Here is a 24,809-nt window from a genome sequence, read left to right as displayed (position 1 = left end):
CATTCATATACAAGAATGCTTTCATTATTTTCAATTTTAAATATCTTTTCAATATCTTCAGTTATCATATTATTTATCTCTCTGTCTGTAGTGAATTTAACTCCAATTCCACAGTTAGAGCTAAGCCTTCTTGGGACTGGCATAGTTTCATTAGTAATTTCAAGACTATCTAAATATCTATGATATTTTATAGCCCCTGAGTGTGTGAAAAAAACTCCAATATACTCCATTCTATTTATTGGCCTTTATTAGAAAATCTTCTTCTACTTCTGTAACTACAGCATTTAACCCTGCATTTTTAATAAACCTTGAAACATTTTCCTTCGCCACATTATTATCAACTAATATTTCAAATCCATCTTTGTTTGCACTTAATGCTTTTTTAGCCATTAAAACTGGTTGAGGACAGCTCATTCCCCTTGCATCTACCTTAACCAATAGAAACACCACCTTTGCTATCAGCTTTACTCTTACTTATGTTAAATGATTTATTCATACAGAAATAAGAAATTCCTAACAATATTGCTATTCCTATAAATATTGCAATCTTTCCATTGCCAGTAGGACCTTCTCCTGAAGATGCTAATTTAAAGTTATGTGCAAAAGCTGCCCCAACAATCATTCCCATTACTGTGATTGCAGAATCTGCATTTCCTTCTCCAGCAAGTATTAATTGTCTTAATGGGCATCCTCCTAAAAGTACTGAACCCCAACCTGCAACTAACATACCCATAAAGTTCCATAGTGCATCATTATGAGCTATAGGTTGTTCTGTAAAGCCTAGTTTAAAATCTCCCAGAACTAAGTTTCCTATTAATGTTACTACAAATATAGATATAAATCCCCACATTAAATAACTATCTTTAAACATGATTAAATCCCTAATTCCACCTACCATGCAAAGTCTTGTTCTTTGTGCTACAATTCCTATAATAAGTCCTGCTGCTAAAGCAAACCATATAGGTGCATGCATAGAACCTGGACCCTTTGCACTAAAGAATATAAATGCTGGAGCAGATATTAGTAATATTAATAACATTATTGCTATCACTGGCATTGCATACCCTTCTGCTGTAGTTAAGTTATAATTTCTCTTTAAAGTAAATCCTCTGTTTAAAAATTGAATTCCAACAAATATTCCTGCTGCAAATCCAAGTAAGCCTACTATAGCATTTAAGTCTCCACCAGCAATTCTAAGTACCATTCTAAGTGGACATCCTAAGAATACTAAAGCTCCAATCATAACTATAGCACCAAGAATAAATCTTAAAAATGGTGAAGAACCACCCTTTACTTTGAATTCCTTTGTAAATAGTGCAATTATGAATGCTCCTAAAACTATTCCAATAACTTCTGGTCTTATATACTGTACAACTTCAGCTCTATGTAGTCCTACAGCACCTGCTATATCTCTTAAGAAACAGGCTATACAAGCACCCATGTTTTTAGGATTTCCTAAATACACCAAAGCTACAGATAATAGACCAATGATTCCACCAGCAAAAATTATGCCTCTTTTTTCTTTCACCGTTTATCCCCCCATATATTTGATAATACTTCATTCAAAGTAAATTTTAACATATATTTATATTTTTATTAAATTTTTATTACGAATAGATGAAGAACAATCTATTTGTTTTTTTAATGCTTATGTAACCCTAGTATATAAAATCTTTATATTTAATTCTCTATGCTATAATAATGTAGGAAAAAAATTTTTTAAAGCTTTAATTAGATATAGGATATATAGATTTCAGGAGGTAATTATGAGAAAAGTATATTTAGATAATGGTGCTACATCCTTTCCTAAGCCTAACTCTGTAGCTGAAGCTATGACAAATTATATTGTTAATGTAGGTGGAAATGTAAATAGGGGTAGTTATGATAGTTCCTTTAATGCAGAAAACATAGTCTATGAAACTAGAGAACTACTCTGTGAACTATTTAATTTTTCAAAACCTGAAAATGTAATTTTCACTAGCAATATAACTCATAGTCTTAATGTTATTTTAAAAGGATTTTTAAAGACTGGTGACCATGTGATTACTTCTTCTATGGAACATAATGCAGTACTTCGCCCTTTAAACGCCTTACAAAGTAAAGGTATAGAGCACTCTGTAGTACCTTGTAATTCTCTAGGACAGTTAAATTCATCTGATTTACATAAATACCTTAAGCCTAATACTAAAGCTGTAGTAATGACTCATAGCTCTAATGTATGTGGAACTATTATGCCCTTTGAAGAAATAGGACGGTTCTGCAAGGCAAACAATATTTGCTTCATTGCAGACACAGCACAAACAGCTGGATTAATTCCAATAGATATGGAGAAAATGAATATAGATATTTTATGTTTTACCGGTCATAAGGGACTTCTTGGACCTCAAGGTATAGGTGGATTTTTAATAAAAGATGAGTTAGCTAAATTAACTACTCCTCTTATAGACGGTGGTACTGGTAGCTTCTCTGAATATGAAATCCAACCTGATTACATGCCTGATAAATTTGAAGGTGGTACTCCAAATATACCTGGAATATTTGGCTTAAGTGCAGCCTTAAAATATCTAAAGGAAAAAGGACTTAGTAATATAAAAGATCATGAAACGAAATTAACTAAACTATTTTTAGATAACATTAAGGATATAAAAGAAATTAAAGTTCTGGGACTACCCTCTGCTGAAAATAGGACTTCTGTAGTATCCATTGATTTTCCTAAGGGTGATAATGGTCAAATATCCCATATGCTATCTAAAAAATACGGCATATCTGTGAGATGTGGGCTTCATTGTGCACCATCAGCTCATAAGACCTTAGGCACCTTCCCTAACGGAACAGTAAGATTCGCCTTTGGCACCTTTAACACTGAAGATGATGTATTATATGCTGTTAATGCTATTAAAGAAGTAATTGCTTCATCAGATAATAACACTCTATGTTTTTAACAATATAATAATTAAAGGCTCAAAGATGCAATATCTTCAAACCTTTAATTATTATATATAAATTTTTTATAGGGCAATAATTATTAGGGATATAAAGTTATATATTTACTTAACAACAAAACCCCTTAACTCTCCAGTTAAGGGGTATAAAAATCACAGAAAAATTACATTAAAGTATACGCAATACTTTAATATATATCCATTCTTTTATAACACCCCTCCATCTACCGTAGAGTATCTAGTGTATTAATATAGGCAGGTCTTCTGACTTTGGTTCACAGTTGCTTCAGCCTTCCCAACATTCGTCAGTGGCGCTTTAAGAAGCTTCTCCCCATTACAGCGGCGGGACCGTATAAGATTTTCACTTACTTCCCTTTTAAACAAAGTATTAAACTTTGTACCTCTATTATTTTTATATTAAATTTTCTCTTTATTAATCAGCTTATGTAAGCTAACGTTATATATTGTTTTTTAATATAATATAGTGTATCAACTACAATATTATTATACTACTTTTACCTATGTAATTCAAGGATTTTCCTTGATTTTCATTTAGTATCTTATACAATACACTTATTATTGTTATTAATTTCCTTCAATATAAAAGTATAAGTAACTATACATAAAAGTTATATCCTTAAAACTTTAATAATATATTACAATATACTGTATTTAACATAAACTTAACTTAATTAAACTTTAAGTTTATACACTTTAAGTTTATAATACATTTATTTAATTATATCTTAAAATATAAATTTGAGGTGCTTATATGGATTTTGTAAATGATTTTTTAAATACAATAATAACTACTATACAAGGATTTGGATATCCTGGTGTATTCCTAGCGGTATTTTTAGAATATTCCTGTTTTCCATTGCCTAGTGAAGTACTTTTACCTTTTATAGGGCTTTTAGCTTCTTATGGTAACTTTAGCTTTATTGGAGTTATTCTTCTTAGTACTGGAGCAGGATTAATTGGTTCAACTCTTTGCTATACCATTGGATACTTTGGAGGTTCTCCTATAATAAATTGGCTTTGTAGTAAATCATCTGGTGCAAAAAAGAGTTTCAATAAGTTAGATTTATTTCTTGATAAGTATGGAAAACCTGCTGTGTTTCTAAGTAGATTATTCCCTTTAACTAGAACTTACATATCACTAGCTGTAGGGGCTGTAAAAATGAGTTATTCTCAATTTATATTATTCTCCCTTGGGGGTATAACTATTTGGAACATAATTCTTATATCTTTAGGATATTTTTTAGGTGAAAATACTGACCTAATTCAAAAGATTTTAAAAGATTATTCTATGGTAGCTGTAGCTATTCTAGTAATTTGTTTTGGATTCTTAGCTTATAAATTTATTAAAAAAAGAAAGAACTCCTTGGAGTAATTAAAAAATAAGAAAGTGCCTTCAGTTATAATAGGTACTTTCTTATTTATATATTTAACTAATGTTGGCATTGATAAAAATTAATTATTAACTCCATCCTTCCAATATTTCCATATCACAGTATCACCTTTATTATAAATCCAACTTCCAGTTCCCACATTAGGTTTAACAAATTCATTACTACCACTTTTCTTTACATAGTAGCACCATCCACTTAAAGGACCAGCTGCTTTCTCTCTAAGCCCTGCAATAGATGCAAAGTATATTGTATCATTAAAGCCTGTAGTTCTATATTTTATCCCTAACTCATCTAAAACCTTGAATGTTAATTGAGCAACAGTAATATTATCATAATCTACATGTTTAGAAGCTAGTGTTTTATTACTTATTGTATCAATTACTATAAAGTTTGGAGTTTCATCTTTTACCTCTGGAGCTGGTTCCTTCTTTTTAGGTTTTACAGCTGCTTTAGAACTATTTGATGAATTTGATGATTCTTCCTTTTTAATTGCAGTTTTTTTCTTTTCAGTAGATGAATTTTTCGAATTATAGCTATTAGCATTAGAGTTCTTTTCAGTGTTAGAATCAGAATTATATTTAACTTTAGATGAATCATTAACTATGACATTTTCTTTATCATTAGTCTCTTTATTGCTTCTATTAATCTTACTATCTTCTTTATTATCAGTCTTATCCGTACTAGTTTCCTTATCACTTACTTCCTTATTAACTTTATCATTTTTGCTGTCTTCTTTATTTTCTTGCTCAGCTGTGATTGTAGCCTTTTCAGCAATTGTATTATTGTATGACTTTTGAAGTTTTTGTGCAAAAACAAACATTCCCGCAAAAATAATAAGAGCGGAAATTATAAGTAATATCTTATTTTTCCCCTTCAACATAGCACCCTCTCTCTAAATTCTAATAAATACACAAGGAAGCCCACAGCTTCCTTATATATTTACTATTTTAGTTATTACTAACTTTTTTTCTTCTTATTAAAACAATCCCTGATACTATACAAATCAATGCACCAGCTATTAGTAAATTTAGATCCATAGCTTTTCCTGTTTTAGGAAGCTCGTCTGCTTTATTACCATTAACGGTATTGGACTCACTCTTACCACCATTGTTTGTTTTGTTATTTGTATCATTATTTATTTCATTATCTGTTTTATTATTTGATTCCTCATCTGTTTTATCACTATTGTCCTTAGATTGATCATCTTTAACCATCAAGCTATAAACACTAAAATGTGTAGTTTCAAAGGTAAATGTTAAATTATTATTATCAAATTTACCACCATCTATTTTTTCCCACTTAGTACCATTGTAATAATATGCTGCTAATTTTGAAACATCTATTCCCTTTATATCATCTTTTGATAATTTTATTACAACCTTTACTTTATTGCTGCCAAAATTCTTTATTTCAGTTATCTTTCCTTTATTATCTTTTACTGACATAGTATAATCAAAAACCTTACCTATGACCTTAGTTCCATTTTCTATATTTAATATATTAGAATTTTTATCTAAAACTTCTCTTTTTAAAATAACCTGATAATCTTCTAAAATTCCTGTATATGAATCAAAAATCTTAGATGGTATATTCAAAGATGTATCATTCCAATTTACTACTACTTTATTTGACTCTGAACTCTTAATTATACCTATAGGTATTTTGATATCATCTGTATCTTTTGGAACATTAACTACAGGATTATTATTACCTTCAATATATACGGGTAATAATTTTGCATCAATATTACTCTTATAATAATTATATTTACCATTTCCTCTAAATTGCTCTAAGGCAATTAAAGCTCTTAATGCCTGCTCACTTGACATGTAATTATTATTAGTATCTGTTGTATGCTTAAATTGACCATCAGTGCCCTTAAATGTAAGCAAGGCAGAAACTAAATTGTTTACGTCTTCTCCATTTGATTTAGTGAATAACTCACCAGCTGGATCAACACCTATTGATGTAAGTCCTAAAATTGTAAAACTAATGCTTTCACTAGCTTCACTTCCCCAAGCTTCATAACATCCATTTTCTTTTTGCATTAATGCTAATGTCTTAACTGCTTTATCAATAGTATCTTTAATTTCTTTATTATTATCATAATAGCTTGATAACGCATTTATTGCAGCAGCAGTTGTATCAACATCTACCTCAGAACCCCATATATTCCATCCACAATATTCATTTCCATCTACATCATAAACTACTTTACTATTAACTAATTCCTTAGCTAGTATATCTTTTGTAATTTTATATTCTCCACTTACATTACAGTAATCGTAAACCATCAATCCAAATATCTGTGCATATCTATTAAATTCTTTTACATCTCTGTTAAATAACTCCTTAACCAAGTCATGACCTAAGAAATTATAAGGATTATAACCTTGGCTAGTAACATACATTATCATTTTTTCAAGATCTGTATCTTTATAAAAATACTCTGATAATCCGTCTTCTTCTACTCCACTCTTAAATTGTTTAACTATATTGTTAAAACTTTCTTTATTACCTTTAATTCCAAATTTACTTAAACTTAGAGCTGACCACTCATCACCATTGTTAGCAATCATATAGTTTTTAGTTTTTTCTAATTCACTCTTAATATCATATGAACTAATAGGTAATAATTCTTTATAGTTAACTACTCTAGTCTTCTTTCCTTCATTTCCAGCCTTATCTACTGCTTTAATAGATATTCTATTTTCGCCCTTAAAAAGATTAACAACATATTGTCCATCTTCATTAGGCTCAATAACATTGTCTCCTAATTTAACTTCACTATTAACCTTACCATCAACATTATCAATTGCAGATACTGTGAATGTAAACTCACTTTTTGTCACTGTTGTTTTACTTATATTTGTTGTTATTTCTGGAGCAACTTCATCCTTTTGTTCAACAACAATTTTACAGTATGGTCTTGCTAGCATTCTATTGTCAAGAACTTTATCTTTGAAGGGTCTTCCAGTTTTACTGTAGTCAAAGGGATCACAATCCTTTACCCTTTTATCTGCAGTTACAATGTAGGTTCCTGGTTTATCAAAGTTTAGTTTTACTTGTCCATTTTCATCAGTAACATATTCGGTTTCTTTATCATTAATAATTATTTTTGCCTTATCTACTAAAGCCACATCATTTGGTATTCCACCCGGAAAAAAATATTTACCAGTTAAATCTAGTGAAATATCTTCCCCAGTTTTTGCGCTAACTGCTTTCTTATTAAAATAACCATAACGTGCGTACACATAATTTTCCATATAGAATAGTACTATACTGTCCCCATCTACTAAATCATGACCACCAACTAACTTATCTGTATAATTATCATTAACATAATATCCCCAACCATCAAATGACCCAAATGATCCCTGAGATACTCCATCAATATTGGATATATAGCTTCCACGTCCAAAGTTAAATTTGCTTTGATCTTTTGGATTAAGACCATTAGCTTCTAAAGCTTTGATTATAGCATGTATTGCCTTAGGCTCACCGCTAACTTCATTACAGTTATAAGGTTCTAGCTCAAAATTTGTTACATCCACTTCTGTTTCTGGAACAATAGTATGGTCACTAGCTTCAATCCTAACCTTCACCTTTACAGATTTATCAGCAGCTTCAACTTTTTGTGTAAAAATTGTAGAAAACTGAGTAAATCCAATTAGTAATGCAACTAATAAACATAATAGATTCTTTTTAAATGTATTCTTCATAAAATCCCCTCCATTAATTTTTTATATAAGTTATATCAAGCCTTCTTTTGTATCTTAAAAGTACATCAATAAAGCTATCATAGAATATAATTGAGAAAATAAAGCTACCTCCTCCATGTAAAATATCAAATGTTAATCCTGACAGATAAGCCATGATAACACTTTGTATTGTAATTGGTTTTACAAAGCCCAAAACATACCAAAAATTCATGATCCAATCAAACATAAATCCATATATAAAACATATAATTGAAAATTTTAGGGCGCTTACTCTTTTTCCCTTTCTCCCCCAAATACCAGAGATAATTCCCACAAGTCCCCAGGAAAACATCTGCCACGGTGTCCATGGTCCCTGTCCAAAAAAAATATTAGATAAAAATGCTGATGTACTCCCAATAAGAAATCCCTCATAGGGCCCAAATACAAAACCTGATAATGCTACAAGGAATGTTACAGGCTTCACATTTGGTATAGGAGCAAAGGCAATTCTAGATAGTGCAGTAAATGCACTTAAAGTAGCAATTACTGCAATCTCCTTTGTACCCAGCATACTTTTCTCAAAGTAAAAATAACTTAAAAACAGTATTCCCAAAACCCCCAATGTAGAAAGTAGGGCAAAACTATTTTGGATATCCTTTTGCAGTGTAAGTATCATAAGAACTAAAATAATAAGGGAAGTTATTATTAAACTAATTTTTTTCATTTGCTTGTCCCTCTTTTAGTAGATATTTTTTTCCTTCATCAAGTGTAAAAATCTTCTCATTTACATTCTTAAAAAGTTTATTTATGGAAGTTGTATAGTAAATTCCATGGCTTAGTACCTCATCTCTACTTCCCATTGATACTATTTCTCCATTAAACATAAGGGCAAAACTTTTGCAAAAATCACAGGCAAAATCCACATCATGGGTGACCATAACTATTGTAGTTCCATTATTATTTAAATTTTTTAGAACCCTACCTAATTTATTTTTAACTTCAAGATCAAGGCCTCTTGTTGGCTCATCAATAAGAAGTATTTTAGGCTTCATCACTAATATAGAACCTATGGCTACCCTCTGTTTTTGACCTCCACTTAAATCCCTTGGATTTTTATCCTTAAGTTCATAAATATCTAAATCTTTTAAAACCTTTTCTAATTCTTCCTTATCAAAGGAATTATAATTATCCATTGTAAACTTTAATTCTTCATACACCGTCGATTTTGATATGTAATCATTGGGATTCTGTGATACATATCCAATGATACTTGCCATCTTATTAACAGTTAATTTCTTCACTTCATTACCAAATACCTTAATACTACCTTTATACTCTTTAATCCCAATAAGAGAATTTAAAAGTGTACTCTTACCGGCCCCATTTGCTCCCATAATACCTATGAAATCTCTATTTTCAATATTTAATGAAAGATCTTTTACGGCATGAATCGAATTGAAGTAACAATTTAATTTTTCTATTTTTATTACATTATTACCATATTCGCAAACTTGTTTCTTAATATGATTTTTATCTATTTTTAAATCTAAACAATCTATGCTAATGTCAGAATATTTATCATCAATTCTACATCTAGTTTCTTTAAAATTATTAGGCATATTATCCCATGAAAGGTTTTTGCTAAGCTTCAAATAATCAGGTAAAAAATTAATAACTTCTTCTTTAGATTTTTTATAAAAATCATGCCTACTATTATAAAAATTAACTTTACCCTCATTCATATAGGCAATTTTATCAGCTATATCAAACCATTTATTTACTCGCTGCTCTATAATGATTATTGTTATTCCTAATTCTTCATTTATTTTTCTAATTAGATTCACAATGCTTTCTGCCGCAGAAACATCAAGCTGAGAGGAAGGTTCATCAAAAATAATACATTTTGGCAAATATGCCACTGCAGAGGCTATTGCAACCTTTTGCTTTTGACCTCCTGATAAAGTTGTTATATCTCTTTCTGCCAGGTCAGTTATTCCTATAAACTCCATGACCTCCCAGACACGTCTCTTAATTGTTGATTCACTTACCCCTATATTCTCAAGTCCAAAAGCAATTTCTCTATGAACCTTATTCATCATTAATTGTTTCTCTGGATCCTGAAAAACCATTGTAACTGTCTTTGCCCTTTCGCTATGGTTCATCTCTTCTAACGGTACTCCATCAATGATAATTCCTCCTGATATTGTGCCCCCATAAAAATGAGGAACAGCCCCAGTAATTGATTTAGCTAAAGTTGATTTCCCTGAACCTGACTTCCCAATTACTAAGAGAACTTCACCTCTGCCTAATCCTAAATTTATGTTATTTAAAGATTTCTTTCCTTCTAGAGGATATGAATAACTTAAATTTTCAATCTCTATATATTCCATAGTCTTTCTCCCTACTATATTTTAAAATTAATAATGTAATAGCTAGAATAATCACAAATATTGATGTTGTTCCATAGTTTACTATATTTACTAGACTTACCCCATCATATATTTTGAAATCAACAGCTCCTTTATATTGAGCAAATATATATACTATTAATAAAACTCCGCTTAAAACCATAATAGAAATATCTTTTTTTCTAAACTTCTGTCTGTCATAGGTACTTCTTTCATTACTTAAAAATCCTCTAACAAAAGCTGCTTCCCCTATATCAAAAGAACTTTCCATGGAATTTTCAAGTAATATTGACAATACTGGAACATAGCTTTTAGTCTTTTCTCTTGAACTCTTTTTATTAAAATCAACTCCTCTAATTGTATAAATTTCTTTAAGTTTATTTAATCTATCTCTAAGACCAGGAACTAACTTAAAAGCAATAACCAGAGTTAAAGTTGATTTTGGCATCTTGCTTGAAAAATATGAAATTGCCCTATCTGAATCAATAATAAATTCAAAAGATATAAAGAGACTGGCCACTGCAAATAACTTAAGTGCCATTGTTAATGCATATATTAAAGCCTCCAAGGTAAATCTTTTACTTCCAATTTGAAATAAAATAATACTACCTTGTGTAACAAATATCATATTTAGAAGAATTATAAATATGGCAAAGGGTATAAAATAGACTAAAACTTTTTTTAATTTATATGTGTTTCCGCTATATATGAATAATGAAAATATATAAAAATATAGAGAGAAAACCACTGCCGGATTATCATTAGAAAAAATTATTATTATTAATGATAAAAATAGAATAATATATGTTAAAACATGAAAATCAAACTTTCTTTTGTTAAAACTCAATTTTTCGCCCCCTTTAAAATTATTAATTTATTACTTATTTCAAATAAATTTAAACGTAAAAAAAGTCCATTTAACTCTAAGTTAAATGGACTTAAATAACATCATATTTACCAATCATATACATCATAAAAATATATAAGCACAAAAAATATATTGAAAATATATTTATGTATATATATGTATATAAATATCTTGTGTTACACCACTCCATTCTCCGCAGAGTTTATGTGTTAAAACACAGGCAGGTCTTCTGACTCAGGTTTCATGGTTTTTGTACACCTTCCCAGTTTCCCAGTGGTATAAGTACAAAACTCCACCTTTACAGCGGCGGGACCGTGTAGGATTTACACCTACTTCCCTTTTAATTGATAAAATCAAACCTATATTTCATTATTTAGTTTTATTTATTTTTTCAAATTTTACAAATATAATTATACTACAACAAATATTTACATTCAAGGGACAAAAGTCAATTGTGAATAAAATATATTATTTTTAATACTTAATTCCATCCCAATACATGGTTTCTTGAACAACAGTTTTATCAGAAAGCTTAACTCCCTCCATTGCCCACTTTTTAAATTCTGGGAAGCCTGTTCTATCTACAATATATCCTATATGCTCCTTACCACCTGGTGCATCCTTATCTATATATTGCTTAACATAGCTGTAGGTGTTACAAATTATTTTTATTATACTCTCTTCGTCTACCCAAGCTATAAAATCCTTAGCTAAACGTGGGTTTTTCTTTCCTGTTCTGCCTAACAGTACAAGCTTATAATATTTTTCTCTGCTTCTAGTCCATGCATCTGTTGGACATGCTATTACACACTCTCCACACCCTATACACTTCTTATGATCACGCTGGATTTTGTAGTTATTCATGGTTAATGCTCCAGTGGATTTCTTTGTACATGCTCTTACACAAGCTCCACAGGATACACATTTATTCATATCATATTGAGGTTCTGTCATCCCTATTATTCCAAAATCATTTAATCTAACTTTTCCACAGTCATTAGAACATCCTGTTAAAGCTACTTTGAAGTGTAAATCATTGGGGAAGATGGCCTTTTCTATCTTCTTTGCAAATTCCGTTGTATTGTAATTAGCATATGGACAGATATTGTTTCCTACACAGGCAGATATATTTCTAGTTCCAGCTGCAGAGTAACCCTTTCCTTCATCTGTTTGATTAATTTCTAATCCTTCAATAATTGGTTGCAATAATTCATTTACTTTATCCATATGTTCAAAGCTAATACCTGGTACTTCAAAGCCTTGCCTCATAGTAATGTTTACAGTTCCATCACCGTATTTTTCTGCAATCTCTTGAATCATGGCTAAATATTTAGCATCCATCTTTCCCCCTGGAACACGAATTCTTGATGCTGTATACCCTCTTCTTTTTGTAACCCTAAATGCATTCTTTTTTAGGTTTTTAGTGTTTATATCCATGTACTTCACCTCCAATTAATCTATTAACTCTTTGCCCTTTGTATAGTTAAACACAGGTCCATCTAGGCATATATACGTATCATCTATCTTACAATGTCCACATTTTCCAATACCACAACACATTTTTCTCTCTTGAGAAATCCAAATATTTTTTTCTGGAATTCCTCTTTTTAAGAATTCAGCCACAGTAAACTTCATCATAATTGGTGGTCCTACAACAACTACTTGTACATCATTAATATCATCTATTTTCATATCTGGAATGTACTTAGTCACCATTCCAACATTTCCTCCATAGCTCTCCTCTGCCTTATCTACAGTAAGAATTAATTCCATGGTGTTATTCCATCTCTTAATATCTTCTTTAAATAAAATATCTTCAAGAGATTTAAATCCACAAATTAGGGAAAATTTTTTAGCATCCTGTGGATTATTACCAAAATAGTCCACAATTCCTCTTACTGGAGAAAGTCCTGTACCTCCAGCTACTACAATAACTTCATGACCTTTATAATTATCTATGTCAAAACCATTTCCATAGGGTCCTCTTAAAAATAATTTATCACCTATATAGTTACTAAATATTTCATCAGTAACCTTTCCTACCTTACGTATTGTTAAATCAACAGTTCCTTCTCCAATACCACTTACTGATATAGGTGCTTCTCCATATTTAGGTATTGATACTTCAAAGAACTGTCCTGGTTTCACATCACCAATATAGCTCATTCTAAAGGTATACTCAATTTCTGTATGCTTTATTACTTCCTTTATTTCTGAAATAAAAGGTATATATTCATTCTTATTCATCTATTTCACCTCATCACATGCTGATTGCAATTTATTAATACAGTTACTAAATGAAATGTATTCTGGGCATATATCATCACATCTACCACAGCCTACACACATATGGTAACCCCATTTTTTCTTGTAATCATATACTTTGTGTAACACCTTAAAACGCATTCTTTGACCCTTATTTTGTCTGAAGCTATGTCCTCCAGCCATATCAGTAAATCCATCCACTTGACAGGAAGACCATACTCTTCTACGTTCTCCTACATTTTTATTATCTTGATAGAAAATATCTTGCATAGTGAAGCAAGTACATGTAGGACAGACAAAATTACAACGACCACAAGCAATGCATCTTTGATTATATTCCTCCCACATGGTGAATTTCATAACATCTATACTAAGTTCTTCTGGAATGTTAACGGTAACATTATTTTCAGAAATAAATTTAGGTTCTACCTCTAAAGTCTCAGCCTCTTTTTTCTCTAATAAAATGTCAAAAGTTTCACATTTGCTATCAAAGTAAACTTCATGATTTTCTACCCTAATGTATCCATCATAATTATTTGATTTATTAGTTCCCATATCTACACAGAAACAATTTTCAAAGGTTCTTTCACACCCCATCAATATGAATTTTGTATTCTCTCTAAGTCTTTTGTAATAGTAATCTTCAAAGCCATTTCTTAAGTATATATCATCCATTCTTTTTACAGCATGTAAGTCGCAACTTCTTAAAAACACTATTGACCCTTTAGATTTAGGAGCTGCTTCCTTTACTTCATCTTCAGTAAAATAAAGTAGAGTTTCAGATTGTGGTAATAACACTTCCTTAAAGGAAAAATGAGATTTTTCATCAAAAACTATATCTTCAACCTTTGATATTTGCCCGTATCTAACCCTGTCTGTATCGGAAAAGTTTGCACCACCTTTAATTAATATAGGAGCATATATTATATACTCTGATGAAAGCTCTTTTAAAATTTCATTGAATTTTTCTAAATATAATTTGTAACCCATAATTCACCTCTAATTTACTTTTTTTCTTGATATAATGTAGTATGGAAGAGCTACGAAGAAAATACCTCCAACCATATTACCAAGTGTTACAACTAAAATATTATATATATATCCACCTATGGTGACATAAGCATCAAAAGGTGATAATAACCCTATTGTTAATACTGTCATATTAGCGATACTGTGCTCAAATCCTACTGTAATAAATATAAATAAGCACCAAAATATCATAATTAATTTTGCTACTTCTTCTTTGCATTTAAATCCACACCAAACTGCTAAACAAACTAAGATATTACAGAATACAGAACGGAAAAATAGTGGTATTAATGGCATTGTCATTTTTATTTCTGATGCCTTTGCAATATATTCACCTACACTCCCTGTAGCTAAACCTGATAATTTAAACATTACTCCTGCTATAATTGAACCTAGTAGATTTCCTAAAAAGCATACTAACCATAGCTTTATAGTACCTTTCCATGGTACATCCTTATTTAGGGATGCTGATGCTAGTACAAAGTTATTTCCTGTAAATAATTCTCCCCCTGCCATTATGACTAGACTCAACGCTCCACCAAAAGCTAATCCCATAACAATCTTTACAGCACCTGAACCTGCTGATGTCAGTTGACCTCCTATGGTAAAGATAAGAATAGAACCTAATCCTATAAATAATCCAGCCAACATAGAAGAAATAAAATATCCTACAGGGTTTTCATTCAACAATTGCATCTTAGTTTTACCAGCTGCACATACTTTGTTAAAATCTCCACAAACCATAATAAATCCCTTCCCTCTTTAATAATTATAGCTTCATTATAGGCTTATAAAATTTAAAGCACCGTGATAAAAATCACGGTGCTTTAAAATATTCTAAAAGTTTTTCTTTATTTTTTATTATAAATTTTTTATTATTGTATTCAATTAATCCCAATTCACTAAGTTCTTTACATGCCCTTGATATGGTCTCCCTTTGTGCTCCAAATAAGTCTGCTAGATAGGTTATACTAATCTCCATGTCTATTAATATACCATTGTCATTGGCTACCCCATAATCCCTACTTAGTTTCCAAAGCTTTGATGCAACTCTCTTTCCCATATTTAAAACTCCAGTAGTATTTTTAAATTGTCTATACATTCTTCTTACTTTTAAAGATAAAGATGACAGTACCATTTTTGTAAACTCAAAGTCTGATTCCATAACTTGTAAAAGCTCTATGGTGTTACAATACATTATTTGAGAGTCCTCTATGGTTTCACAATTTATAGATGCAGTAGAACTTTGTAATATAACTTCATTTATAATATCACCTGTGCCCAATATAAATATTACTTTTTTTTGCCCCTTTTCATTGAACTTATATAATGATACCTTTCCCTTTAATACAATGTAGACATTGTCTACAATATCCTTATCTCTAAATAATACCTTCCCCTTTTCATACCTAGTGACTCTAGTAATATTAGATAACTTGCTTAAAGTATTTTCATCTATGCTATTAAAACCTAGGAGCTCTTTCAATTCTTCTAAATTAACATATCTCATTTTCTAAATTACCCCAATCATTTTTTAATTAATTTATCATCCATATCCCACATGTTTTTTAAAATTTATTTATATAAATGTATTACAAGTCTCCTCTTAATAATATATTAACAAGTATGTTTACTAAATACATTAATTTTTAATTGAAAATTATTTTCAATTATATTGACATATGTAAAATATTATAGTAATATGAATTTATTGATAATAGTTATCAATTATTAAATCCTTAATCTTTTATATTTATCTTATATAGGAAATTTCTTTCTATTTACTTCAGGAGGATTTTTCCTATTTTTTGTCCTTTTAAGTTCTATACTTTAATTTATATTTTTTTACAACCTCTATTATATAGTATATACCTTTAACCCTATAAACTACAAAATTCTATATTAAATTAAGAGAGTTATCAAAAAAATAAAAAGTATACCCAGCTTCTAAAACCACTTAGGTATACTCACCAAAATAATAAGAAATGTAATATATCCTACTATTATAGCTATTCTTTTATATGACAAACGGAATTCTTCAAAGCCATAATAAATATTTCCTCTATAGCCTCTACTATTAATTCCATCCTTAATTTCTTTCCAACGTTTTAACGTATTAATAAAAAGTAAAGCAGCAAGACTTCCTGAGTCTTTAACCTTATTCTTAAAACCACCAAAGGCACCTCTACATAACATACTCTTTCGTAATGTTTGAAATTCATCATCTATAAGTATTAAAAATCTCTCCATAGATTTTCCTATATCACAAATATCTCTAAGCCAACTTATCTTAGAGAATATATAAAATACATGATCTGTAGGTGTAGTTAAAGTTAAAAAACTAACTGATATCCCTCCAGACACCGCCTTTAATATAAGTATTAAAGTACTATACCATCCATAATCAAATACAAAGGTTATAGAAGAAACTAAAGCAAATAAAAAAGTCGCCTCTACAAAGTGCTTTACTATATGCATAGGGTTCTTATAAACAATATGAAGTACAAGAAAAAAAATTATATTTATAACCAAAGGATAGCACCTAGTACTAAAACTAAGTGCTATTATTGGTAATATACATAAAATTATTTTCTCTATAGGATGAATATTTGCTAATTTACTTAGCTTTGAATATGAAAGTACTGTCCTTAACATTCTTTCACTTTTCCACCTACATTAGTCTTAGCTCCTTTATTCTTTGAAGCTCCTTTTTTAACACCAATGTAGTATCCTATGAATCCAGCCCCAATTGCTGCTTGTAAACAGAAAAGGAAGCTTTCAATTTCTCCTGATGGTGGCTCCCACATAGGCGCTGCCCAAGGTTCATAATCTCCATTTAATTCTTGGATTTTAACTTCAATTTCTCCATCGGCACCATTAAATTCACCATTTCTACCTAAGAATAAAGATCCTACCACAATTGCTATACATAATAAAATTAATCCTATATTTTTTTTCATATTATCTTACACCTCCAACTTCTAATAACTCCTCAGAGGCATGTTTTTCTATAAAGTCAAATATCATAACAGTTATTATTCCTTCTACTATAGCAAGTGGAACTTGAGTTATAGCAAATATTGATACAAACTTTATAAATGCCGCTGCAAATCCACCTGTAGTAGCTGGGAATGCAAGTCCAAGTTGAATGGATGTAACTAGGTATGTTGCTAAGTCCCCTAAAGTTGCACCAAGGAATATTGCTAATTTTTTATTTTTATTTTTAAATACCTTATAAATTGCAAAGGCTACTATTGGTCCTGCAATACCCATTGATAAAACGTTAGCTCCTAAAGTTGTTAATCCTCCATGAGCTAAGAAAAGCGCTTGGAATAAAAGAACTACTATAGAAACCACAGACATAGCAAATGGTCCAAATATCATTGCTCCAAGACCTGTACCTGTTGGATGTGATGAACTTCCTGTAACAGAAGGTAGTTTCATTGCTGATAATACAAAAGCAAAGGCTCCAATCAATGCTAAAAGCATTTTTAAATCCTTGCTACTCATAGTTTTCTTTCTTATATCTCTAATTCCTAATGCTACAAATGGAATACATGCTACAAAATAAAAAGCACACCAAGCCATTGGTAAAAACCCTTCTGCAATATGCATACCATAAGCTAATTTAGGCACTGTAAAGAATAATGCTAATGCCCATATAAATACAAATGATTTTTTAGTAATACTTGATTTATTCATAATTTTTCCCCCTTATATTTAGTAAAAATGATTTAAATATAATACCGCTAGCATTGCTTATATTTAAATTTCTATATATTTAACTGTAGCTAAATAATGTGATTATAAATAATATACTTAACGTGCACTTTAAATATATCAGTATACAATCTATAACATAACTTTTTGTTTTGTATAATAAAAGTTACTCCCACCGTCACCCGAGTCTTTAATTACACTTTGAAATGTTACTAATAGTTTTCTTGGTTGCTACAGATATAGTTACTTAATTTTTCTTCATCATTAAAGACTTTACCGTAATCCATGGTCTTTCTTTCTACTACAAAAACTTTAATTCCCATGTCTATGGCAGCCTTTATTTTTTCATAAGTTCCACCTTGCGGACCACTGTCCTTTGTTATTAAAGCCCTACCATCATATTCTTTTATAAAGGCTTTATTTAGTTCATAACCTATAGGTCCTTTTATGAATATCAAGTCCTCCACTCTAACACCTAACGCAAATACTTCCTCCATAACTTTTAAAGAAGGTAGCACTCTATGAACTATTCTATTTTGAAGTTTTAAATCTAATATCTTATCTATATTTCTACTTCCTGTAGTATTTAAAATACATCCATCTATATCTTTTAGGGCTTCTCCTAATTCTTCATAGGTTGGCACCTCTATTATCAAATCATTTTTAGGTAACGTATCCAAAGTACTTATCCTTTCATACCTTACATACTCAATTCCCATATCCTTTGCTATCTTCATAGCTGTTCCACTTATTTGAACTGCATAGGGATGAGATGCATCTACAATTACCCTTACACCACTTTTCATAAATAATGCTTTTAACTCTTCATAAACTAAAGGTTTATCATTTAATATTTTATATTTNNGTGGTAGCTGTGGATACTAAAATGTTATCTGTATATTTATTTAGATGGGAAAGAATTACCTTTCCCTCTGAAGTACCTACTATTAAAGCTATCATTGTAATTCTCCCCCTTAATGTCTACTTGTTTTCTAATTTATATCCTCTTGGAGTTATAAATAATCCATCTTTTATATAACTCTTAGTGTTTCCTATAATAACCATAGTCATCATATCTACTATAGAATCATCAAAGGTTCCTATAGTGCAAACTGTAGCTTCTTGACCTTCTCTTAAGGCATGCTTTACAATAGCAACTGGTGTATTTTCATTTCTATATTCCTTTATTATATCTATAGCTTCTCTTAAGTAATGAGGTCTTCCCTTACTCTTTGGATTATAAAGAGATATTATAAAATCCCCTTCTGCTGCAAGCTTAACTCTCTTCTTTATATCTTCATATGGAGTCATTAAATCACTTAAGCTTATGTTGCAGTTATCATGCATAAGTGGAGCTCCAACTATTGACCCTGCTGAAGATGATGCTGTAACCCCTGGGATTACCTCTACTTCTTCATCCTTTTTCATTTCAAGAATTAACCCAGCCATACCATAGATTCCAGCATCTCCTGTACTTACTACAGCTACCGTTCCTTCACTAGTTAATCTTAAAGCTTCCTGGCATCTTGCCTCTTCACCCATCATTCCTGTAGAATAAACTTTCTTACCATCTAAAAGTGGCTTTATCATTTCTATATACTTTGTGTATCCTACTACTATATCGCTTTCTTCTATAGCCTTTACAGCTTTAATTGTCATGTAATCAAGTCCTCCTGGACCGATTCCTACTACATATAATTTCCCCATTATTTTTCCTCCATTATCAGTAGACTAACTTTCCAATACAAAGGGTTATACCTTCAAAACTAATTTTATCTGTAAGTAACTCTGCCCCTGCTAATTCAACACAAGGCTCACATACCGCTCTCACACCTATAGATTTCTTAACAAAATCACTGCCCTTGTATTTATGTTCTATGCTTTCTATTTCTTTTAAAGAATGAATCTCCATGGGACAATTTAAAAATTCACTTAAAGCAATTAATGCTCCCTCATTCTTTTTAACTTCCACTGTAGAAATAGTTTTTATGGCTCTTAAATCTATATTATATTTCTTTAAAGTATCCACAACAAAGTTTTTAACTTTGTCCTTATCCACATCTTTTCTACATCCCATACCTAATATGATGTTTCTTCTTATGAGTTTAAGGTGAATCAAGCCTTCAACGGGAAGCAAGTTATCCACATCTATTTTATTAGATACTGTAACGATACCCTTCATATCTCCTTTAGGAATTACATATCCCTTTGGCATTTTTATTTGGCCTTCATCATCTAAAAAACCAACCTTAGCTTTATCAACTAATTTGGCAGCTACATCTTTAGCTATTTTCATATCATCTATAATCAGGTTATTATTCTTAGCAATCATNNGGAGCATCTATTCCCATGGTATCTGTGGCTGTAGTTATAACTGGTGTAGCCTTAAGAATTTCTGAGACATTTAAAGCAAGTTCATTAGCTCCTCCAAGATGTCCTCCTGCAAGACTTATGGCAAATCTGCTTTCACAGTCTACTACTACCACTGCTGGGTCCTTATCCTTTCCCTTTAGAAAAGGTGCTATTCCTCTTACTGCAATGCCTGTAGATGAGATAAAAATTATTCCATCTACAGTATTCATAAGCTCTTCACATACAGATTTTAGTTTGAAGTTTTTATTATTATAACTAGAGTAAAGCTTAAGCTCTAAAGTTTCACTTAGTTTTTTTGCAATATTATCACCTTGTCTTGTTACAGACACTGCTGCTAACTTCATAACTCTCCTACTTTCTAGAATTATACATTCTAAGAATTACTTTTGTCCTTCTCTAAACATATGAGTAAAGGATTTATCATATAGAAGACTCTTATCATAATCACAATTTATAAAGTCCCCTACTAATATTTGAGCACATTTAGTGATGCCTGCTTCTTTAACCTTTTCTACTATATCATCTAAAGTTCCAATTATAGCTCTTTCATCTTCCCAAGTAGCTCTTTCAACTACAGCTATATTAACATTCCTTCCATAACCTTTTCTTAGCTTTGCAACTACCTTATCTATCATGCTAATAGAAAGGAATATAGCCATGGATGCACCAATTGATGCAAGTTTTTCTAAGCTTTCAGTTTCTGGTACTGGAGTTCTTCCCTCAACTCTAGTTAATATTACAGTTTGAGTTACTGATGGAAGTGTAAATTCTTTTTTTATTACAGATGCTGCTGCTGTAAATGAGCTAACTCCTGGAATTACCTTGTATTGAATATTTAATTTATCAAGTTCATCCATTTGTTCTTTGATAGCTCCATAGATAGCTGGATCACCTGTATGAAGTCTTACTACCATTTTGTTTTCTTTTTCAGCCTTACCCATAACTTCTATAACTTGTTCTAAAGTCATAGATGCTGAATTATGTATTTCACATCCAGCCTTACAATAATTCATATGCTCCTTGCTTACAAGAGAGCCTGCATATATAACTACATCTGCCTTTGCAAGTGTATCTCTTCCTTTTACTGTGATTAACTCTGCATCTCCCGGACCTGCTCCTATAAAATAAACCATTCTTCTTCCTCCTAATCTCTATTTGCTATTATTAGTGACATGTATTCTTTATTATCTAAAATATCTTCTTTATTATCTAAAATCTCTTGCCCTTCTCTTCCAGCNNTAAAGCCTTTTTCATCAAGAACGTCTAATACTTCTTCTTCTCTTTTATAGACCTTCATTATAACTACATACTTTTCATCTTTTATATGTGAAACTCTGCTAGCTGGTGTTATAAGTAATGGTTCATCACCTATAACTAATGGTTTTTGCGCAAGACTAGCACTAGCACAGAAGGAAGTTATCCCTGGAATTGTTTCAACTTCAAAGCCATGCTCTTCTATATATTTCAGTAAATATATATATGTACTATAAACAAAAGGATCTCCTAAAGTTAAGAATGCTACATTCTTTCCTTCCTTAAGCTTCTCTTCTATAGCTTTAAAGGCTTCATAGATTTTTTCTTCTTGCTCTTCTCCACCCATTGGAAATTGCTTTATCATAACTTCTTTATCCTCTGATATAAAGTCCTCTGCAATGCCTAAAGCTATACTTTTTCCACCTTTCATCGCACTTGGTGAAACAATTACTTCACACATTTCTATAGTTTTAACCGCCTTTAAGGTTAATAGTTCTTTATCTCCTGGCCCTACTCCAACTCCATATAACTTTGCCATCTATTTCACTCCTCTATTTCTACTATGCAACAATATTTCTAATTCTTATAAGCCTCTACAATAAAAATTGGATTATATCCAAATAACATATAACTTTGGCCTCTTGTTTTACTTACGCCAACTTGAGTACAGCTAATTTTCACGTTTAATTCTTTTAAAGTGCTCATTGCTTTATATACATTATCAATGGTTATAAAATTTAAAACCATTACTCCATCATCTTCAAGAAGGTTATGGCATTTCTCAATTATTTTTTCAAGATTTCCACCACTACCTCCAATAAAAATACTATTAAACTTTTCCTTAATAGAGTTTAAAGCTTCTAAAGCTTCACCTTCTATAACCTCTAAATTATTACAATTAAATTTATCTTTATTTTTATAGATTACCTCTAAAGCTCCCTCATCTCTCTCTATTGCAACTACACTACCCTTAATGCAAATCTTACTTCCTTGAATTGATATGGAACCAGTTCCAGCTCCTACATCTAGAAGTTTAGAATTTTCTTCTAAATTAAGTTTTGCTACACTTAAAACTCTAACTTCTTCCTTTGTCATAGGACAGTTTCCTCTTATAAACTCTTCATCTTTTATATATTTCATTTAAACTTCCTCCACTACAAAGACACTTAATGACGAAAATTCCTTCTCCATTATCTCCTCTGGTGTACCTACTGTTATTTTCTCATCTTCATAGGATAAATTTTCTCCTACCCATATATTACAGCTTATATTTTCTATAAACAGTTTATTTGCTAAAACCTTAGGTGAATTTTTACTATCTGTTAAGAATATACACATACTATTTTCTTTAACAACAGTTAAAAAATCTTCTTCTCTTCCATGGACACTGCCTAAAAATTTTCCATTCCAACTCTTCCCTATCTTGCTCATTAGATATTGAAAAGAGCTAAGTCCTGGTATTATCTCTATAGGCTCCTCTTTTATGTTTCTCTTTATATAATCAGTAACTCCATAAAAACATGGGTCTCCCGATGCAATTATAGATATTTTCTTGCTCTTGTTCTCTTCTACTATCTTCAAAATATCTGATAAAGACTTAACTGCCAATCTTTCAGTATTTATAAAATTTACACTTTCCAAAGCTCTAGAAAATCCTACTAACATATCACTATTTTCTAAAGTTTCAACAGCCTTAGGAAGTATATACTCCTTACTTCCTGGACCAAGTCCTACTACATAAATCATCTTTCCACCTCTATAATGTTGTAGCTAATATCTTAGGATTAGTTGCACCCCAATACATAACTACATCACATTTAAGTTCACCATAGCTATAAAGCTCCATTCTTTTCTTCACTTTATCTACAATAGTTTTATATATATCACTATATTCACCCTTTAAAGCTTTTATAGCACCCTCTGTAGTCTTTTCATTATATATACTTCTAACTAAGTCATGTGGAGCTCCTGCTAATGCTAATTCTAATGCTATTACTTCTAGTCTTACATCACATACTCTACTGTGAGTGTTAAAGCTACCAGCAGATATCTTGCATATCTTACCTATATGACCTATTATAATTATCTCTTTAACTCCACAGCTAACACAACATTCTATAGCAAATCCAACAAAGTTTGATATTATAGCCACTTGATCTATAGAATATCCCATAGACTCTGCAACCTTTTCTCCCATATTCCCAAAGGCTAATATAAGAACCTTATTTTTTAAAGCCTTTTGAGTTATCTCAATTTTTATTGATTCTTTAATTGATTCTTCAGACATAGGATAAACAATTCCTGTAGTTCCTAATATGGATATTCCTCCTACTATATTAAGCCTAGGATTAAAGGTTTTCTTTGCTACTTCTTCTCCCCTTGGTACAAATATAGTAATAGTAACTCCTTCATCCTCTGGAAGCACACTACTTACCTCTTGCTCTATCATAAGTCTAGGTACTGGATTAATAGCAGCTTCACCCTTTTCAATATAGAGTCCTTCACCATTAACTACTCCTACACCTTTTCCACCTTTTAAAATATATCTCTCTTCACCTTTTTCAGCTCTTGCCCATATAGGTAATCCATGGGTAGCATCTATGTCATCTCCACCATCTTTTATAATGGAACATTCCACATAGTCATCACCAAAAACAACTTCATCTATTACTAAGTTTAAAATTATTCCCTTTGGTGTATTAATCTCTATCTCTTTAATTTTTTTACCAGTAAAAAGCATGTAGGTAGCGGCCTTAGCAGCAGCTGCTGCACAAGACCCTGTAGTATAACCACATCTTAATTTTTTACCATTACTGTTAACATATAAGTCTAGCATT

26 protein-coding genes, 1 pseudogene and 2 riboswitches are annotated in these 24,809 nt (G+C 30.9%); of the genes and pseudogenes, 2 read left to right on the top strand and 25 right to left on the bottom strand.

Features of this window, described 5'->3' with window-relative positions; genetic code table 11:
* The 3 genes from B2671_RS06950 to yedE all read right to left on the bottom strand — a co-directional run.
* Positions 1 to 230: DUF3343 domain-containing protein (locus tag B2671_RS06950; RefSeq protein ID WP_346869753.1), on the bottom strand; the 230-nt coding region annotated here is incomplete at its 3' end.
* A 1-nt stretch (position 231) separates the two neighbouring features.
* The gene (locus B2671_RS06945; protein WP_346869787.1) at positions 232 to 447 is read right to left on the bottom strand and encodes a sulfurtransferase TusA family protein; all 216 of its coding nucleotides are present in this window, start codon (positions 445 to 447) and stop codon (positions 232 to 234) included.
* Complete coding sequence (yedE, locus tag B2671_RS06940) at positions 431 to 1,528, bottom strand: YedE family putative selenium transporter (RefSeq protein ID WP_346869752.1); 1,098 nt, start codon at positions 1,526 to 1,528, stop codon at positions 431 to 433. Before yedE ends, B2671_RS06945 begins: the two co-directional genes overlap by 17 nt.
* A 238-nt stretch (positions 1,529 to 1,766) precedes the next feature.
* Here yedE and B2671_RS06935 point away from each other — a divergent pair, with 238 nt between their 5' ends.
* Positions 1,767 to 2,942 (top strand): aminotransferase class V-fold PLP-dependent enzyme, encoded by a 1,176-nt coding sequence (locus B2671_RS06935; protein ID WP_346869751.1) that lies wholly within the window; start codon positions 1,767 to 1,769, stop codon positions 2,940 to 2,942.
* Positions 2,943 to 3,179: 237 nt separating this feature from the next.
* A riboswitch (cobalamin riboswitch) is annotated at positions 3,180 to 3,362 on the bottom strand.
* Between the two features lie 352 nt (positions 3,363 to 3,714).
* On the top strand, positions 3,715 to 4,335 hold the full coding sequence (locus B2671_RS06930; protein ID WP_346869750.1) for a DedA family protein: 621 nt from the start codon (positions 3,715 to 3,717) through the stop codon (positions 4,333 to 4,335).
* 80 nt (positions 4,336 to 4,415) lie between these two features.
* Here the strand turns inward: B2671_RS06930 and B2671_RS06925 are convergent, their stop codons facing one another.
* The 22 genes and pseudogenes from B2671_RS06925 to cbiD all read right to left on the bottom strand — a co-directional run bounded on the left by B2671_RS06925 (position 4,416) and on the right by cbiD (position 24,808).
* Positions 4,416 to 5,234, bottom strand: coding sequence for a DUF4430 domain-containing protein (locus tag B2671_RS06925; protein ID WP_346869749.1), 819 nt, complete (start codon positions 5,232 to 5,234; stop codon positions 4,416 to 4,418).
* Positions 5,235 to 5,301: 67 nt separating this feature from the next.
* Positions 5,302 to 8,076 carry a DUF4430 domain-containing protein gene (locus tag B2671_RS06920; RefSeq protein ID WP_346869748.1) on the bottom strand — a complete coding sequence of 925 codons (2,775 nt, stop codon included), beginning with the start codon at positions 8,074 to 8,076 and terminating at the stop codon, positions 5,302 to 5,304.
* Between the two features lie 13 nt (positions 8,077 to 8,089).
* Entirely contained in the window at positions 8,090 to 8,779 is a 690-nt protein-coding gene (locus B2671_RS06915) for an ECF transporter S component (RefSeq protein ID WP_346869747.1), read from the bottom strand.
* Positions 8,766 to 10,445 carry an energy-coupling factor transporter ATPase gene (locus B2671_RS06910; RefSeq protein ID WP_346869746.1) on the bottom strand — a complete coding sequence of 560 codons (1,680 nt, stop codon included), beginning with the start codon at positions 10,443 to 10,445 and terminating at the stop codon, positions 8,766 to 8,768. Before B2671_RS06910 ends, B2671_RS06915 begins: the two co-directional genes overlap by 14 nt.
* On the bottom strand, positions 10,426 to 11,310 hold the full coding sequence (locus tag B2671_RS06905; RefSeq protein ID WP_346869745.1) for an energy-coupling factor transporter transmembrane component T: 885 nt from the start codon (positions 11,308 to 11,310) through the stop codon (positions 10,426 to 10,428). The genes B2671_RS06910 and B2671_RS06905 overlap by 20 nt, the downstream gene beginning before the upstream one ends.
* Before the next feature lie 223 nt (positions 11,311 to 11,533).
* Positions 11,534 to 11,709: riboswitch (cobalamin riboswitch) on the bottom strand.
* Positions 11,710 to 11,805: 96 nt separating this feature from the next.
* Positions 11,806 to 12,768 (bottom strand): sulfite reductase subunit C, encoded by a 963-nt coding sequence (gene asrC / locus B2671_RS06900; protein WP_346869744.1) that lies wholly within the window; start codon positions 12,766 to 12,768, stop codon positions 11,806 to 11,808.
* A gap of 15 nt (positions 12,769 to 12,783) precedes the next feature.
* Positions 12,784 to 13,578: an anaerobic sulfite reductase subunit AsrB gene (gene asrB / locus B2671_RS06895; protein WP_346869743.1), complete on the bottom strand. Its 795-nt coding sequence runs from the start codon at positions 13,576 to 13,578 to the stop codon at positions 12,784 to 12,786.
* Positions 13,579 to 14,586, bottom strand: a complete 1,008-nt coding sequence (asrA, locus tag B2671_RS06890) for an anaerobic sulfite reductase subunit AsrA (protein WP_346869742.1) — start codon at positions 14,584 to 14,586, stop codon at positions 13,579 to 13,581.
* Positions 14,587 to 14,595: 9 nt separating this feature from the next.
* Entirely contained in the window at positions 14,596 to 15,369 is a 774-nt protein-coding gene (locus B2671_RS06885) for a formate/nitrite transporter family protein (RefSeq protein ID WP_346869741.1), read from the bottom strand.
* A 73-nt stretch (positions 15,370 to 15,442) separates the two neighbouring features.
* Positions 15,443 to 16,135: a Crp/Fnr family transcriptional regulator gene (locus B2671_RS06880; protein ID WP_346869740.1), complete on the bottom strand. Its 693-nt coding sequence runs from the start codon at positions 16,133 to 16,135 to the stop codon at positions 15,443 to 15,445.
* 437 nt (positions 16,136 to 16,572) lie between these two features.
* On the bottom strand, positions 16,573 to 17,280 hold the full coding sequence (locus B2671_RS06875; protein WP_346869739.1) for a CbiQ family ECF transporter T component: 708 nt from the start codon (positions 17,278 to 17,280) through the stop codon (positions 16,573 to 16,575).
* Positions 17,274 to 17,585, bottom strand: a complete 312-nt coding sequence (locus B2671_RS06870; protein ID WP_051823852.1) for an energy-coupling factor ABC transporter substrate-binding protein — start codon at positions 17,583 to 17,585, stop codon at positions 17,274 to 17,276. Before B2671_RS06870 ends, B2671_RS06875 begins: the two co-directional genes overlap by 7 nt.
* Before the next feature lies 1 nt (position 17,586).
* The gene (locus B2671_RS06865) at positions 17,587 to 18,327 is read right to left on the bottom strand and encodes an energy-coupling factor ABC transporter permease (protein WP_346869738.1); all 741 of its coding nucleotides are present in this window, start codon (positions 18,325 to 18,327) and stop codon (positions 17,587 to 17,589) included.
* A gap of 230 nt (positions 18,328 to 18,557) precedes the next feature.
* Positions 18,558 to 19,305 (bottom strand): annotated as a pseudogene (locus B2671_RS06860) (cobalt-precorrin-6A reductase).
* A gap of 21 nt (positions 19,306 to 19,326) precedes the next feature.
* On the bottom strand, positions 19,327 to 20,052 hold the full coding sequence (gene cobJ, locus B2671_RS06855; RefSeq protein ID WP_346869737.1) for a precorrin-3B C(17)-methyltransferase: 726 nt from the start codon (positions 20,050 to 20,052) through the stop codon (positions 19,327 to 19,329).
* Between the two features lie 16 nt (positions 20,053 to 20,068).
* Positions 20,069 to 20,677 carry a cobalamin biosynthesis protein gene (locus B2671_RS06850; protein WP_346869736.1) on the bottom strand — a complete coding sequence of 203 codons (609 nt, stop codon included), beginning with the start codon at positions 20,675 to 20,677 and terminating at the stop codon, positions 20,069 to 20,071.
* Positions 20,667 to 20,927 (bottom strand): hypothetical protein, encoded by a 261-nt coding sequence (locus B2671_RS06845; RefSeq protein WP_422653224.1) that lies wholly within the window; start codon positions 20,925 to 20,927, stop codon positions 20,667 to 20,669. Before B2671_RS06845 ends, B2671_RS06850 begins: the two co-directional genes overlap by 11 nt.
* Positions 20,928 to 21,098: 171 nt before the next feature.
* Entirely contained in the window at positions 21,099 to 21,851 is a 753-nt protein-coding gene (gene cobM / locus B2671_RS06840; RefSeq protein ID WP_346869734.1) for a precorrin-4 C(11)-methyltransferase, read from the bottom strand.
* Between the two features lie 11 nt (positions 21,852 to 21,862).
* Complete coding sequence (locus tag B2671_RS06835; RefSeq protein WP_346869733.1) at positions 21,863 to 22,510, bottom strand: cobalt-factor II C(20)-methyltransferase; 648 nt, start codon at positions 22,508 to 22,510, stop codon at positions 21,863 to 21,865.
* 38 nt (positions 22,511 to 22,548) lie between these two features.
* A complete protein-coding gene (gene cbiT, locus B2671_RS06830) occupies positions 22,549 to 23,112 on the bottom strand; it encodes a precorrin-6Y C5,15-methyltransferase (decarboxylating) subunit CbiT (protein ID WP_346869732.1) in 564 nt (187 codons plus the stop codon).
* Positions 23,113 to 23,718 (bottom strand): precorrin-6y C5,15-methyltransferase (decarboxylating) subunit CbiE, encoded by a 606-nt coding sequence (cbiE, locus tag B2671_RS06825; protein ID WP_346869731.1) that lies wholly within the window; start codon positions 23,716 to 23,718, stop codon positions 23,113 to 23,115.
* A gap of 10 nt (positions 23,719 to 23,728) precedes the next feature.
* Positions 23,729 to 24,808 carry a cobalt-precorrin-5B (C(1))-methyltransferase CbiD gene (cbiD, locus tag B2671_RS06820; protein ID WP_346869730.1) on the bottom strand — a complete coding sequence of 360 codons (1,080 nt, stop codon included), beginning with the start codon at positions 24,806 to 24,808 and terminating at the stop codon, positions 23,729 to 23,731.
* Between the last annotated feature and the right edge of the window lies 1 nt (position 24,809).

It is taken from the genome of Clostridium sp. UBA5119 (assembly GCF_002414285.1).
In the GTDB taxonomy this organism is placed as follows: Bacteria; Bacillota; Clostridia; order Clostridiales; family Clostridiaceae; genus Clostridium_J; species Clostridium_J sulfidigenes.
This window is presented reverse-complemented; position numbering and strand designations above follow the sequence as displayed.